Raw genomic sequence first — 13,711 nt, forward strand, 5'->3', positions numbered from 1 at the left:
TACCGTTCACCCTTTACCGTCAAGAAGCCCATGTCACAGCAAGACTTCCCCCTTGATACGAAGCGCCACACGGCGGCCCATTTGATGGCGGCTGCCGTGAAGGAAATCTGGCCCGAGGCCCGGTTCGGTGTGGGGCCTGCGACCGCGACCGGCTTCTACTATGACATCAACCTGCCCAACACCCTGACGCCCGAAGATCTCGCCACGATCGAGAAGCGCATGAAAGAGATGCGTAAAGAACGCATTACCATGGTGCGCGAGGAGCTGCCCATCGACAGCGCCATCGAATACATGCGCCGCGAGGGGCAGGACTTTAAAGTCGAGCTTCTCGAGCTTTTGCGCGACAAGGGCTCGACGGCGATTGCCAAGGAAACGGGCGATGAGAGCGTGGCCGGTGATGGCCTGGACTCCGTCAGCTTCTACAAGCTGGGTGATTTCGTCGATCTGTGCCGTGGCCCGCATGTCGATCATTCCGGGCAGGTCGGCCATTTCAAGCTGCGCTCAATCGCCGGTGCCTATTGGCGCGGCGATGCGAAGAACCCGCAGCTGCAGCGCATCCACGCGCTGTGCTTTGACACCAAGGAAGAGCTGGACGCGGAAATCCTGCGCCTTGAGGAGCAAGCCAAGCGCGATCACCGCAAGATCGGCAAGGAGCTGGGGCTTTTCACCATCGTGGAAGAGGTGGGCGCGGGCCTGCCGCTATGGCTGCCGGCGGGTAATGTGATCCGCGACGAGCTGGAGCATCTGGCCCGTCAGGAAGAGCGCGCCGCCGGATACCAGCGCGTGTCCACGCCGCACATCACCAAGGGCGAGCTCTATCACAAGTCCGGGCATTTGCCGTACTACGCGGAAGACATGTACGCGCCGATCATGATCGACGAGCAGGAGTATTACCTGCGCCCGATGAACTGCCCGCACCACCACATGATCTACGCCCATGACCAGTGGAGCTATCGCGATCTGCCGGTGCGCCTGTCGGAATACGGACAGGTCTATCGCTACGAGGCCTCGGGCGGGCTGTCCGGCCTGATGCGCGTGCGCGGCTTCTGCCAGAACGATGCGCATATCTATTGCCGCGAGGATCAGGCCAAGGACGAATTCCTAGCCGTGATGCATATGCACGCGAAATACTATCGCATGTTCGGCATCGAGGATTTCTGGATGCGGCTTTCCCTGCCAGACTTCGATAATCTCGACAAATATGTCGACGACACGCAAGGCTGGATGAAGGCGCTGGGCATCCTCAAAGAGGCGATGGACGAGTCCGGTTATCCCTACAAGGAAGTCGATGGCGAAGCCGCCTTCTACGGCCCGAAAGTCGACTTCATGGCGAAGTCTGTGGTCGGGACGGAATACGCCATCTCCACCAACCAGCTCGACTTCATGGCCACCAAGCGCTTCGATCTGGAATACACGTCAGAAGACGGCTCCAAGCAGCCGGTGTATGTGATCCACCGCGCGCCGCTGGGTTCACATGAGCGCTTCGTCGCCTTCCTGATCGAGCACTATGCCGGCAAGTTCCCGGTCTGGCTGGCGCCCGTTCAGGCCGTGGTGATCCCGATTGCCGACCGGCATGAGGAGTACGCCAGAAAGGTGCAGCAGCGCCTGTTCAACGCGGAAACCAAATCCGTGCATTCCGGCATTCGCGCCGAGGCGGATCTGGCTGGCGAGCGCATGCAGAAGAAAATCCGCAACGCGCAGAACCGCAAGATTCCCTACATGCTGGTGGTCGGTGATGCTGAAGCCGAGGCCGGTACGGTGGCACTGCGCCACCGCGATCATGGCGATCTTGGAACGGTGAGCGTCGATGATGTGATTGCCCGCATCACCAGAGAGATCAACACGCGTGAGGACCAGCCTGCCTGAACGGCTGAACTCCCGGCCGGGCACAGCGAGAGCCGGGAGCTTGTGCAGAACTGGCGGATAGAGGCCCCGGATAGCGCTGCGCGCTTCCGGGGTTTCATGTTGTTGGGATCCTCACCTGACGCCCGGAAAGCTCGTCACATACTCCACGCGAATGTCGGGGAAGCTGGTGACGAACTGCACCTTGAAGTCGGGAAAGCTGTCGACAAACTGCCATCGCCCGCAGGCGTTCGGGAAGCTTGTCACCTGCTGTACACGGATGTCTGGAAAGCTCCGGACGAGCTCGACCCTGATATCGGGAAAACTCGTGACCACCTGAACCCGGCCCTGCAAGGGTATGCCGTCGAAGGTGCAGTCCTCACCCACAGCAGGGCTGATGGCGAGCATGGCGGCGGCCAGTGGTGACACTGCAATCAGCATGGGAAAGCCCTCCCTTGCGGGAGAGCCTTTCAAAGCGGGGATGAACGGGCAGTGAAGGGGGTTAATGCATGCCCTCGTGCTTCGAGACGCGCTTTGCGCTCCTCAGCATGAGGGCGTGGGTGCGCCTTTCCCTCATCCTGAGGGTGAGCGAAGCGAACGTCTCGAAGGACGAGGGAAAGCACCCCTAATGCATGCCCTTGACGATGCTTTCGGTCATCTTCTTGGCATCGCCCAGCAGCATCAGCGTGTTGTCGCGGAAGAAGAGCGGGTTCTCCACGCCAGCGTAGCCAGAGCCCAGCGAGCGCTTGATGAACATCACCGTGCCTGCTTTCCACACCTGCAGAACAGGCATGCCGTAAATCGGGCTGGAGGGGTCATCCTCGGCGGCCGGATTGGTCACGTCATTGGCACCGATAACGAAGGCCACATCGGCCTGCGAGAAGGAGGAGTTGATGTCCTCCAGCTCAAACACCTCATCATAAGGCACCTGGGCTTCGGCCAGCAGCACGTTCATATGGCCGGGCATGCGGCCCGCCACCGGGTGGATGGCGTAGGACACGTCCACGCCTTCGGCTTTCAGCGCATCACCCATTTCTTTCAGCGCATGCTGGGCCTGCGCCACGGCCATGCCATAGCCCGGCACGATGATGACCTTGCCGGCGTTTTTCAGGATGAAGGCGGCATCCTCGGCAGAGCCCTGCTTGACGATGCGTCCGCCGGTGTCGGCGGCTGAGGAGGCGACGCTCTCGCCGCCAAACCCGCCCAGCAGGACCGAGATGAAGGAGCGGTTCATCCCCTTGCACATGATGTAGGAGAGGATCGCGCCCGATGAGCCTACAAGCGCGCCGGTGACCAGAAGCGCGGTGTTTTCCAGCGTGAAGCCGAGCGCGGCAGCGGCCCAGCCCGAGTATGAGTTGAGCATGGAGACGACGACCGGCATGTCCGCGCCCCCAATCGGCACGATCAGCAATACGCCAAGCGCGAGTGCCAGCACCGCGACGATCCAGAACGCCATTTTCGCGTCACCGCCCGAAGCAACCAGGAAAGCGATGAAAACGGCCGCCGCGATGCCAAGGCCCAGATTCAGCCAGTGCTGGCCTTTGAACACCAGAGGCGCGCCGGACATGATGCCCTGCAGTTTCAGGAAGGCGATGATGGAGCCGGAGAAGGTGATGGCGCCGATGGCGGTGCCGATACCCAGCTCGATGAGGGAGAGTGCCTTCAGATTGCCGGTCTCGTCAGCAATACCGAACGCGGTCGGCGCATAGAGCGCAGCCGCCGCGACCAGCACCGCGCACAGGCCGACCAGCGAGTGGAAACCGGCCACCAGTTGGGGCATCGCTGTCATGGCGATACGGCGCGCAACGACCGCGCCAATCGTGCCGCCAATCGCGATTGCGCCGGCGATCATGATGAAGCCGGTGAAGCCGATATTGAGCATCAGGAGCGTGGTCGTGATGGCGATCGCCATGCCCGCCATGCCGAAATAATTGCCCTGGCGCGAGGTCTCCGGGCTCGAAAGGCCCCGCAGCGCCAGAATGAAGAGAATGCCCGAGCCGAGATAGAACAGGGCGGCAAGATTGGGGGTCATTCACCGGACTCCTTGCGCGCTGCCGCAGGCCGCTCTTTCTTCTTGTACATGGCCAGCATGCGCTGTGTGACGAGGAAGCCGCCGAAAATATTGATCGAGGCGAGCACGACGGCGAGCAGGCCCGTGCCTTGCGCAAACCGGCTGTCCGGCCCGATGGCGGCGGCTCCGGCGGCCAGCAGCGCGCCGACAATGATCACCGAGGAGATGGCGTTGGTCACGCTCATCAGCGGCGTGTGCAGGGCCGGTGTCACCGACCACACCACGTAATAGCCCACGAAGATGGCGAGCACGAAAATCGCCAGCCGGTAGATGTTCGGATCAATGGCTTCCATACGTCTCACTCCGGCCCGTCTGCGGGCCTGTCTGTCTGCTAGCCGAGGAATGCTGCTGCGGCGGCGAACGCGCTCAGCGTGATGATGGCAACACCGGCAAATATGAGCTGCGAGATACGCCGTTTCATGGACTATCCTCCGAGGGAAGGATGAACAGCTGCGCCATCGCGCGTCAGCGTCATCCCCTTGATGATCTCGTCCTCCCATTGAGGCGAGAGCGCGCCATCCTCTCCGCGAAGAAGCGGGGCGAGGTTGACGAAATTCTTGGCCAGAAGCTGCGAGGCGTCGGCGGCCAGGCGCGCGGGCAGATTGGTGAAACCGGCGATTTTCACTCCGCCATGCTCGACAATCTCGTCGGCCTTGGTCAGCTCGCAGTTTCCGCCCGTAGCGGCGGCGATGTCGATGATGACCGAGCCCGGCTTCATCGTCTCCACCATGGCTTTGGTGATGAGGCGCGGGGCGGGACGGCCCGGGATCAGCGCGGTCGTCACCACGATGTCCTGCTTGGCGATATGGGCTGCGACGAGCTCGGCCTGTTTGGCCTTGTACTCCGCGCTCATTTCCTTGGCATAGCCGCCAGCGGTCTCTGCGGCCTTGAATTCCTCGTCCTCGACCGCGATGAATTTTGCGCCCAGCGAGCCGACCTGTTCCTTTGCGGCGGGGCGCACATCATTGGCCGACACGATGGCGCCCAGACGCCGCGCGGTGGCAATCGCCTGCAGGCCGGCAACGCCCGCGCCCATGACGAAGGCTTTGGCCGCAGCAACGGTGCCCGCAGCCGTCATCATCATCGGGAAGGCGCGGCCATAGAGCCCTGCTGCCTCAATGACCGCGCGGTAGCCAGCCAGATTGGATTGTGAGGAGAGCGCGTCCATGGACTGGGCGCGGGTGATGCGCGGCGTGTATTCCATCGCCAGCGCGTTGACGCCCGCCTCGGCGCAGGCTTTGGCAAAATCCTTGTCGCCATGCGGATCGAGCAGGCCGACCAGCACAGCGCCCTTGGGCAGCTTGGCCAGCGTTGCCGCATCGGGGCGGCGCACGGTGAGGAAAAGCTGGCCATCCTTGATGGCGGCGGCACGGGTAACGCATTTGGCGCCAGCGGCCTCAAAGGCTCCATCGGTTACGCTGGCGGACAGTCCTGCGCCTTTCTCGATCGAAATGCTGGCACCGGCTTTTACCAGCGCCTTCACCGAATCAGGTGTTGCCGCGACGCGGGCTTCGCCGGGATAGGTTTCGGTGAGAACGGCTATGCGCATGATGACATCCTGTCCGGCCCGCAACGGGGTTTGTTCAGGATGTCACAATGCGCGAATCTCGCTGATGCGCAAACGTGAATTTGGCTAATCGCACGCGCTAGCCTGTGAATACTGCGATCGCGAGGCCGATAATGGCCGTCAGCACGGTCAGAACCGCAGTCGTTGTCCAGTACCACGGCCCCTGCTTCATGATGACGCCGCCAATGACGCCCACGGCCAGACCAAAGCCGAGCGCCGTGAACCAGCCCGAGCCGGTGGCAAAGGCGAAGGTCAAAAACACGACCGTGTAGGCCAGTATCAGCGAGGACGAGACGCCTGCCTTCATCACGCCGACATACATGCCGTGCTGCTGGGATATATCCATTTCGCCGCGGTTATAGTCAGATGCCATGTCGGAGCTCCGTCTGGTCGATTGAGGCTGTTAATGCGGCAATTAGCATGGGTTTGGCCGGGGGCCAATACCGGCCCGGCGCGTATTCATGCCTGTTTCGCCCAGCCTTCACACAAGGCCTGCAACACGCTGGCAACCGCGAGCGGCTGATCAAGGATGAGGTGGTGCTTGGCGTCCGGCACGCTGATGAAGGGCGATTGGGTGAACGCGCTGCGCATATAGTCCCAGGTCTCTGCCTGCATGAGGCGTGACTGCGCGCCGCGCACGAAGGCCAGCGGGCATTTCAGGTTTGCCGCCGCCGTCTCCGGGTCACGCCGTTCCCAGGTCAGCTTGGCCCAGAGGTCAGGGTCAAACTTCCATGTCACCCCGCCTTCAGCCTCTTTCAGTGAGCCGCGCGCGATATGGTCCAGCAGCCATAGGTGCTCGCAGGGCTGGTCGGGCAGCAGGCGGAAGCGCGCCAGCGCTGTTGTGGTATCGTCATAGACACGCCCGCCCCGGCGCGGCGGCGGATCACCGCGTTGCTCGGTCTGCGGGCGTATCGGACTGTCGAGAATGATCCCGGCCCGCAGACGCTCGCCAATGGAGATAGCTGCACTCAGTGTGACAAAACCGCCAAAGGAATGACCGGCAAGCACGGGCTTGCCGGCTTCAAAGGCGCCGCCATGCTCGGCGGCAGCCAATACATCGGCCGCGTGGTCATTCATGGAATAGACATCGCGCCAGCCGCTATCGCCCATGCCAGCCAGATCCGTCGCGACAACGCGGTAGCCTTCGCTGGCAAGGAAAGGTCCGATAGCATCCCACCAGCCCTTGTGGGCTGTTCCGCCGTGGACGAGGATCAGGCCCGGCGCGCCGCGCTCCCCCCATGCCTTCCAGCTCAGCCTGGTGCCCAGCCGTTCGGCTTCCCCGGTTTCGCACGCCGCTTCCTGCGCCCGCACAAACCATTTCGGGCCGGTGAGCATTTCACCGTTGAATGCAGCAAGCGGGGAAGGCGGGCGTTCGCGATCAGTCATCAGAAAATGCGTCCGTTCAAATGACGGGCCGTGGGCAGCGTCCCCGGCCAGGAAAGGCAGGCATTGGGTAGGCCCGCGCGCATGATGCGTCAATCAACGCGGTTCACCCCGACGGCAACATATTGCTAACCCTCTATTTACCCTAACCAATTCTCACCGGCCTCTACACGCGACCTTAACCGGAGGTGTCCCATAACGGTGCGCATCAGGGGCGGGGTCCACCAGAAGAGTCCGGCCGTTCACGCAGAAAACTGCGGGACGGCCATGACGGGCCGGGACACGCCTCACCAAGGTGGGACAAAGGGTGTGGGTGACATGGCCAAGACTATTCTGATCGTCGACGATGATCCGACGCAACGCCGGCTGATGCAGGCGGTTCTCGAAAAGCAGGGGCATCACCCCGAAATGGCCGAAAGCGGGGAGGCGGGTCTTGACCGTATCCGCCGCGGCGGCATCGATGTGGTGCTGCTCGACATGGTCATGCCGGGCATGGACGGTCAGGAAACGCTTGAAGCCATCAAGGCACGCGAGCCGGACCTGCCGGTCATCGTTCTCACCGCCCATGGCGGCATCGAGACGGTGGTGAAGGCCATGCGCGCAGGCGCGGTGGACTTCTTCGTGAAGCCTGCGAGCCCGGAGCGCATCGCGGTCTCTATCCGCAATGCCTTCAAGGTGAAGGATCTGACGGGTGAGGTGACGCGTCTGAAACGCACCCAGTCGGGCCAGCTCGGCTTTAAAGACATGATCGCATCGGCGCCTGCCATGCGTCAGGTGGTGCGGCTGGGCGAGCGCGCGGCCAAGTCCAATATTCCGATCCTCATCACCGGCGAAAGCGGCGTTGGCAAGGAGCTGGTTGCCCGCTCCATCATGGCCGCGTCTGACCGTGCGGGCCGTCCCTTCGTGGCCGTGAACTGCGGCGCGATCCCGGAAAACCTGGTGGAATCAACCCTGTTTGGTCACGAGAAGGGCGCCTTTACCGGTGCGGTGGCCAAGCATATGGGCAAATTCCAGGAAGCCGATGGCGGCACGCTCTTCCTTGATGAAATCGGCGAGCTGCCGCTGGACATGCAGGTGAAACTGCTGCGCGCCCTGCAGGAAGGCGAGGTCGACCCGGTTGGCGGCAAGAAGCCGGTGAAGGTCGATGTGCGCATCGTTTCGGCAACGAACCGGGATCTGGCCGAGCAGGTCAAATGCGGCGCGTTCCGCGAAGACCTGTTCTACCGCCTCAACGTCTTCCCGATCGAGGTGCCGAGCCTTTCCGAGCGCGCGGATGACATTCCGGCGCTGGTGCGCCACTTCATCGCCCGCTTCAACGCGCAAGAGGGCAAGTCCGTGCTCGACGCCACTTCGGAGACAATGGACATGCTCGCCCGCCATCACTGGAAGGGCAATGTGCGCCAGCTGGAAAACGCTGTCTTCCGCGCGGTTGTGCTGTGCGATGGCGATTACCTGACGCCAGAGGATTTCCCGCAGATTTCCGGCCTCAACCCGACCTTGCGGTCAGTGGAGGCAGATCGTCCGGCTCCCGTTGCCGAAACGGCAGCGCCGGCAGAGCCGGTGGACGCTGCGTCCGGAGAAACCAACGGTCACGTGTCTGCCTTCCCGGTGGATATTACGGACGCTGGCGGGCATTTGCGGCCGCTGGAATCCATTGAGCGCGATCTCATCGCCTTTGCCATCGAGACCTATTCAGGCCGCATGGCGGAAGTGGCGCGCAGGCTCGGCCTTGGCCGCTCCACGCTCTACCGCAAGGTGCGCGAATACGATCTCGAAGTGGATAATTTCCGCGAGGCGGGGTGAGGGCTTTTCTCTTTCCCTCGTCATTCCAGAAAGCCCGTCAGGGCTTATCTGGAACCCAGTTCATGCCTGAAAATCTGGGTTCCGGGTCTGCGCGCTGACGCGCTCCGCCCGGAATGACGAAAGAATGAGGTTGGTATGGGAGCAAGAAGTCCTGCCTCTGGCCAATGATCAATCAGCCTTGTAGCGTCCGGTCAGTTTTCAACTGACCGGACGCTTTTTCATGCGCGCTGCTCTTGCTGCCCTCCTGCCGCTTGCCCTTATTGCCTGCGAGAACGGTGAGGCGCCGCCCGCCGCCCAGACACACCATGCTGCCGGCGAACGCCTGACAATAGAGCGCCTTTACGGCTCGCCTGATCTCACCGGCCCGACCGCGCGCGTCGTGCGCTTCTCCCCTGATGGCAGCCGTATAACCTTCCTGCGCGCCAAGGAAGATGACCGCACGGTTCAGGATCTCTGGGCGATGGATGTGGAGACGGGGCGCTCTTACGTGCTCGTCGATGCGCGCCAGCTGGCGCCTGAAGAGCGCGAACTGACCGAAGCCGAAATCCAGTTCCGCGAGCGCGCGCGCATTACGGCCACCGGCGTGGTCAGCTATGACTGGGATCAGGCTGGCGAGGCCGTGCTGGTGCCGCTGGATGGCGATGTCTTCTACGTCAATGTGGAAACCGGCGAGGCGCGCCGCCTGACGCAAACTGAAGAGTTCGAGACCGACGCCAAGGTCAGCCCGCGCGGCGGCTATGTATCCTTCATCCGCGAGCAGAATCTGTGGGTCCATGATCTGGCCACAGGAGAGGAACGCGCTCTTACGACCGAAGGCGGCGGCGCGATCAGCTGGGGCATGGCCGAGTTCGTCGCCCAGGAAGAGATGAGCCGCTATACCGGCTATTGGTGGTCGCCTGATGACAGCCGGATTGCCGTGGCCCGCGTCGATGAGAACCCGGTCATGGTGGTCGAGCGCTTCGGCATCTCTGCCGAAGGCGTCTCTGTCTCCGAGCAGCGCTATCCGCGTGCCGGCACGCCCAATGCCCTTGTCACCCTGCATGTGATCGATCTTGCCTCTGGCGAGGTGGTCGACATGGATTTGGGTAGCGAAACCGACATCTACCTTAACCGCGTCAACTGGAGCCGGTCGGGCGGGACGCTCTGGGTGCAGCGCCAGAACCGCGCGCAGACGCAGTGGGATTTGCTGGCCCTCGACCCCACGACCGGGACGGAATACGCGACGCGGCGGATCACGGAGACCGCAGATACGTGGATCAATCTCGATCACGATCTCCACCCGCTGAGCGGGGGCGGTCTGATCTATCTGTCCGAACAGTCCGGCTTCCGTCATATCCGGCGGGTTCACGCTGACGGCTCTGCGCTGGACATCACCTCGGGCAACTGGGTTGTTGACGGCATTGCCGGTATCGACGAGGACAGCGGCACGATCTGGTTTACCGGCTGGATGGAAACCCCGCTGGAGCGCCATCTTTATTCGGTGAGTTTCGACGGCGCGGTGCCTGAGCGTGTCACGCAAGGCAATGGCCGCTGGAGCGTCTCGGTCGGTTCGGGCGGGTCAGGCTTTATCGGCAGCTATTCCGATGTCGAGACGCCGCCCCACACCGCGCTCTATGCCATGGATGGGACGCGCATTGCCTGGGTGGAAGAAAACCCGCTGAACGACGCGCACCCTTACGCGCCCTTCCTGCCCTCTCACGTGACGCCGGAATACGGCACGCTGACGGCTGCAGATGGCGAGACCGATCTGCACTGGCAGATATACCGTCCGGACCATTGCACCGCATCCACGCCCTGCCCTGCCATCGTGCAGGTCTATGGCGGACCCGGTGTGCAGACCGTACACACGGGCTGGCAGTCCTTGCGTGACCAGATACTGGTCCAGTCCGGCTATGTCCTCTTCAAGGTTGATAACCGGGGCAGCTCGAACCGGGGCCATGCCTTCGAGGCCGCGCTGCATCTGCGCATGGGCATTCTCGAGGTCGAGGACCAGCTGGCCGGTCTTGACTGGCTGCAGGCGCGCGATTTCGTTGATGGCGAGCGGGTGGGCCTGTGGGGCTGGTCTTATGGCGGCTACATGACGCTGATGACCACGCTGCAGGCACCGGGCCGGTTTGCCGCCGGGATTGCCGGTGCGCCGGTGACCGACTGGTCGCTGTATGACACTCACTATACCGAGCGCTTCATGTCCACCCCGCAGGAGAATGCCGGCGGCTATGAGGCCGGGTCAGTCTTTGCCCATCTCGATGGCTACGAGACACCGCTTCTCATCATTCACGGCATGGCCGATGACAATGTGACCTTCGACCATTCCACGCGTCTCTTTGCCGAACTGCAGGAGCGCGGCGAGCTGTTCGAGATGATGACCTATCCCGGCCAACGCCACGGCATCCGCCCGCCGCCCCTGCAGATTCACCTTCTCAAGACACAGATGGCCTTCTTCGACCAGCATTTGCGCGAGTAGGGCAGGCTGGCCGGTGTTCTGCCGCCGTGGCATTTTGCGCACATGCGGGCCTTCCAATCACGGTTAACCGGCGGTTTTGTCCTTAACATTGCCGGATTTTTCGCGGTAACCTTCCGTTAACGGGCGGCCAGCAGGCCGGCAGAGGGACCGGAAAAAGACTGGCGGGCACAATCGCGCCGGTGAGGGGAAAATGGGCCGATGACGTCTGAAGTGATGATCATGAACCGGCAGGCCGTGGCACTGGCCGCTGACAGCGCGGTCACCTATGGCGGCGGGCCGGAGCCGGTTGTCACGCTGGAGGCGGAGAAAATCCTGCCGCTCAATGGCTCGGTCGCGCTGATGGTCTATTCGCGCGGCGATGTGCTCGGCCGCTCCTGGTCGCAGATCGCCCACGCCTTCCGTCAACAGCATGGCAGTACCGAGTTTGAAAGCGTCGCCGATTGCGCGAAAGCCTTCTTCGCTTTCGTCGATGGTAACCGCAAGCTCTTCCCTGAGCGCGAGGAGCGCGAGGAGTTCGAGGGGCTGATGCGCGCCGCCTTCCTCACCCTGATGAACCATGCCCGCGCCATGGCGAGCTACCCCGGTGCCGGGTATGAGGACGACGCGGCGGCCTTCGAGGCCGCGCTGGAGCTTTACCGCAGCCATCTCGCCCATGACGAAAGCGGGCGTCCGCGCGCCGATCTGGACGTGTTTGGCCATCTCACGCGCGAGCGCTTTTACGAGCTTTACGGCTCAGTGCTGGACCAGCTGATTGCCGACGCGCTGGGCGCCTTCGGGCAGGAAGAGGCGATGCGCGCGCGCCTGTTCGACTTTGCCTACATGATCGTCACCAAGCCGGCCTTTCTCGAACCCTATGCGGGTCTGGTGTTCGCCGGGCTGGGGACAGCGGACATTTTCCCGGTCTACGTCCATCACTATGCCTCCATCCTGGTCGACGGGGTGATGAAGCGCGCCCATGACGAGACGACGGCCGTGGGTGTCGATGACGGGCCGAATGCCTTTGTGCGCACATTTGCGCAGGCCGACATGACCCATGCCTTCCTGCGCGGCATCCACCCGCTCATGTTCGACATGATGATTTCGATGAATCTCATCACCAATGAGGCCGCTGCCGATATGGCCTTGCGTGAGGCCGGGCTGGACGCGAAAGCGGCCGGCGAGGTGATGGAGCGCATCGGGCAGGGCGCCCTGCCTGCCCTGACGGGCCATTTCATCAAGGCGTCCCATCAGGTCAGCCAGGAAGAGTTTATCAACCCGTTCATCCAGGTGGTGTCGGCCTCCGGCAAGCGCCAGATCGCCGAAACCTCCAAGGCGCTGGTGGAGCTCAACATCCTCAAAAGCAGCCTGCATCAGACCCAGACCGGGGTCGGCGGGGATGTGGATGTGGTGATGATCTCGCAAACGGGCGGCGTGGAATGGTATGCTCGCAAGGCCTGATGGCTGGCGGGCTAGGAGCTTGATCGATGAGCAGTGACATGAACGATACCCCGTCCCGGCTTGATCTGGACCGCGCCCGCGCCGCCCTGGCCAAGGTGCGCGATGAGAGCGCCATTGCCGTGCGTGCCCCGCGCCCGGCCGATCTGTCGCGCCTGCGCGAGGAGGCTGATCGCCGCCACCGCATCGAAACGCGTGCCGGTGCCTTCCGCATGGAATTGCGCAGCCAGCTGGGCCTTGCCGACACGCAAGGGCCCTACTCGCCCTTGCCGTTGAATACATCGGGCGTGGTGGGCCATGCCTTGTGCGACGCTGACATCTGCATGCCCGGCGCGCCGCTGGCCAATGCGCCCGAACGCCCAAAGGCTCAGCCTGCCCCGTCGATTGCCGGCGAACGGCCCGATGCGGGCTTTGCCGGCGAGGCGCAGGCCGTGTCGCCCGTTGAGCCGGAGACGGAGGCGGATTGGGCAGACGGCATCCCCGAACCAGAGGCACCGCGCAAGCGCAAGAAATTCCTGGGACTGTTTTAGGGCGGGTCTCACTGAACTCCCGGAAGCCCGAAGGGCTGTCCGGGACCAGTTTCAGGATAATTCTGGTAGAGGCCCCGGGTCTTGCGGAGTGCCCGCCCGGGGTTTCATGGCTTGAATTACGCCGTCAGCAGTATCTTGCAGATCGCTTCAAGCCCGTCTTTGTCCTCCGGGCCGAAGGCAGCAAGGCTTTCTGAATCCACGTCCAGCACCGCGGCCAGAGAGCCATCGGGGCGAAACACCGGCACGACAATTTCCGAGTTCGACCGGCTGTCGCAGGCGATATGGCCGGGGAAGGCATGCACGTCAGGGACAAGCTGGGTCTCGCCGCTGGCCGCTGCCGCGCCGCACACCCCCTTGCCGAACGGGATGCGCAAACATCCCAGCGTGCCCTGATAGGGGCCGACCACCAGCTCACGGGGTTTAAGCGGATCAACCACATAAAACCCCGTCCAGAAAAAGCGCGGCGCGAAATTCTGCGCGAGTACGCAGGCCGCCGTGGCAAAGCGCGCCGTCTCGCTGGTCTCGCCAGCCACAATCGCCGCGATTTCCTCGGCCACGCGGGCATAGGCCTGTTCGAGTGTTTCGCCTGCGGGCGCTTTTGAGAGGGCTTCGGCCAT

The 13,711-nt window shown here is 62.9% G+C and carries 12 protein-coding genes; 5 read left to right on the plus strand and 7 right to left on the minus strand.

Annotated features, from left to right (window positions below; all coding sequences use genetic code 11):
- The first annotated feature begins 30 nt into the window (after positions 1 to 30).
- Positions 31 to 1,866: a threonine--tRNA ligase gene (gene thrS, locus X907_RS03090; protein WP_127565588.1), complete on the plus strand. Its 1,836-nt coding sequence runs from the start codon at positions 31 to 33 to the stop codon at positions 1,864 to 1,866.
- 111 nt (positions 1,867 to 1,977) lie between these two features.
- Here the strand turns inward: thrS and X907_RS03095 are convergent, their stop codons facing one another.
- From X907_RS03095 to X907_RS03120, 6 genes are all read right to left on the minus strand, one after another.
- Complete coding sequence (locus tag X907_RS03095; protein ID WP_127565589.1) at positions 1,978 to 2,283, minus strand: 7(1) septoil knot domain-containing protein; 306 nt, start codon at positions 2,281 to 2,283, stop codon at positions 1,978 to 1,980.
- 184 nt (positions 2,284 to 2,467) lie between these two features.
- Positions 2,468 to 3,874: an NAD(P)(+) transhydrogenase (Re/Si-specific) subunit beta gene (locus tag X907_RS03100; protein ID WP_127565590.1), complete on the minus strand. Its 1,407-nt coding sequence runs from the start codon at positions 3,872 to 3,874 to the stop codon at positions 2,468 to 2,470.
- Positions 3,871 to 4,206 carry an NAD(P) transhydrogenase subunit alpha part 2 gene (locus X907_RS03105; protein ID WP_127569283.1) on the minus strand — a complete coding sequence of 112 codons (336 nt, stop codon included), beginning with the start codon at positions 4,204 to 4,206 and terminating at the stop codon, positions 3,871 to 3,873. The genes X907_RS03100 and X907_RS03105 overlap by 4 nt, the downstream gene beginning before the upstream one ends.
- Positions 4,207 to 4,337: 131 nt before the next feature.
- A complete protein-coding gene (locus tag X907_RS03110) occupies positions 4,338 to 5,462 on the minus strand; it encodes a Re/Si-specific NAD(P)(+) transhydrogenase subunit alpha (RefSeq protein ID WP_127565591.1) in 1,125 nt (374 codons plus the stop codon).
- A gap of 97 nt (positions 5,463 to 5,559) precedes the next feature.
- Entirely contained in the window at positions 5,560 to 5,853 is a 294-nt protein-coding gene (locus tag X907_RS03115; protein WP_127565592.1) for an aa3-type cytochrome c oxidase subunit IV, read from the minus strand.
- Between the two features lie 86 nt (positions 5,854 to 5,939).
- Positions 5,940 to 6,866 (minus strand): alpha/beta fold hydrolase, encoded by a 927-nt coding sequence (locus X907_RS03120; RefSeq protein WP_127565593.1) that lies wholly within the window; start codon positions 6,864 to 6,866, stop codon positions 5,940 to 5,942.
- Between the two features lie 315 nt (positions 6,867 to 7,181).
- Between X907_RS03120 and X907_RS03125 the strand changes: the two genes are divergently transcribed.
- From X907_RS03125 to X907_RS03140, 4 genes are all read left to right on the plus strand, one after another.
- Positions 7,182 to 8,666 carry a sigma-54-dependent transcriptional regulator gene (locus tag X907_RS03125; RefSeq protein ID WP_127565594.1) on the plus strand — a complete coding sequence of 495 codons (1,485 nt, stop codon included), beginning with the start codon at positions 7,182 to 7,184 and terminating at the stop codon, positions 8,664 to 8,666.
- 220 nt (positions 8,667 to 8,886) lie between these two features.
- Entirely contained in the window at positions 8,887 to 11,130 is a 2,244-nt protein-coding gene (locus X907_RS03130) for a S9 family peptidase (RefSeq protein WP_127565595.1), read from the plus strand.
- Positions 11,131 to 11,328: 198 nt separating this feature from the next.
- The gene (locus X907_RS03135) at positions 11,329 to 12,567 is read left to right on the plus strand and encodes a hypothetical protein (protein ID WP_127565596.1); all 1,239 of its coding nucleotides are present in this window, start codon (positions 11,329 to 11,331) and stop codon (positions 12,565 to 12,567) included.
- Between the two features lie 26 nt (positions 12,568 to 12,593).
- Positions 12,594 to 13,094, plus strand: a complete 501-nt coding sequence (locus X907_RS03140; protein WP_127565597.1) for a hypothetical protein — start codon at positions 12,594 to 12,596, stop codon at positions 13,092 to 13,094.
- A gap of 116 nt (positions 13,095 to 13,210) precedes the next feature.
- Here the strand turns inward: X907_RS03140 and X907_RS03145 are convergent, their stop codons facing one another.
- Positions 13,211 to 13,711 carry a GAF domain-containing protein gene (locus X907_RS03145; protein ID WP_127565598.1) on the minus strand — a complete coding sequence of 167 codons (501 nt, stop codon included), beginning with the start codon at positions 13,709 to 13,711 and terminating at the stop codon, positions 13,211 to 13,213.

The organism is Glycocaulis alkaliphilus, assembly GCF_004000605.1.
GTDB lineage: Bacteria > Pseudomonadota > Alphaproteobacteria > Caulobacterales > Maricaulaceae > Glycocaulis > Glycocaulis alkaliphilus.

Coding starts and splice junctions, on each gene's coding strand:
- thrS (WP_127565588.1), top strand. CDS start 31: ATGTCACAGCAAGACTTCCCCCTTGATACGAAGCGCCACACGGCGGCC.
- X907_RS03095 (WP_127565589.1), bottom strand. CDS start 2,283: ATGCTGATTGCAGTGTCACCACTGGCCGCCGCCATGCTCGCCATCAGC.
- X907_RS03100 (WP_127565590.1), bottom strand. CDS start 3,874: ATGACCCCCAATCTTGCCGCCCTGTTCTATCTCGGCTCGGGCATTCTC.
- X907_RS03105 (WP_127569283.1), bottom strand. CDS start 4,206: ATGGAAGCCATTGATCCGAACATCTACCGGCTGGCGATTTTCGTGCTC.
- X907_RS03110 (WP_127565591.1), bottom strand. CDS start 5,462: ATGCGCATAGCCGTTCTCACCGAAACCTATCCCGGCGAAGCCCGCGTC.
- X907_RS03115 (WP_127565592.1), bottom strand. CDS start 5,853: ATGGCATCTGACTATAACCGCGGCGAAATGGATATATCCCAGCAGCAC.
- X907_RS03120 (WP_127565593.1), bottom strand. CDS start 6,866: ATGACTGATCGCGAACGCCCGCCTTCCCCGCTTGCTGCATTCAACGGT.
- X907_RS03125 (WP_127565594.1), top strand. CDS start 7,182: ATGGCCAAGACTATTCTGATCGTCGACGATGATCCGACGCAACGCCGG.
- X907_RS03130 (WP_127565595.1), top strand. CDS start 8,887: ATGCGCGCTGCTCTTGCTGCCCTCCTGCCGCTTGCCCTTATTGCCTGC.
- X907_RS03135 (WP_127565596.1), top strand. CDS start 11,329: ATGACGTCTGAAGTGATGATCATGAACCGGCAGGCCGTGGCACTGGCC.
- X907_RS03140 (WP_127565597.1), top strand. CDS start 12,594: ATGAGCAGTGACATGAACGATACCCCGTCCCGGCTTGATCTGGACCGC.
- X907_RS03145 (WP_127565598.1), bottom strand. CDS start 13,711: ATGGCCGAAGCCCTCTCAAAAGCGCCCGCAGGCGAAACACTCGAACAG.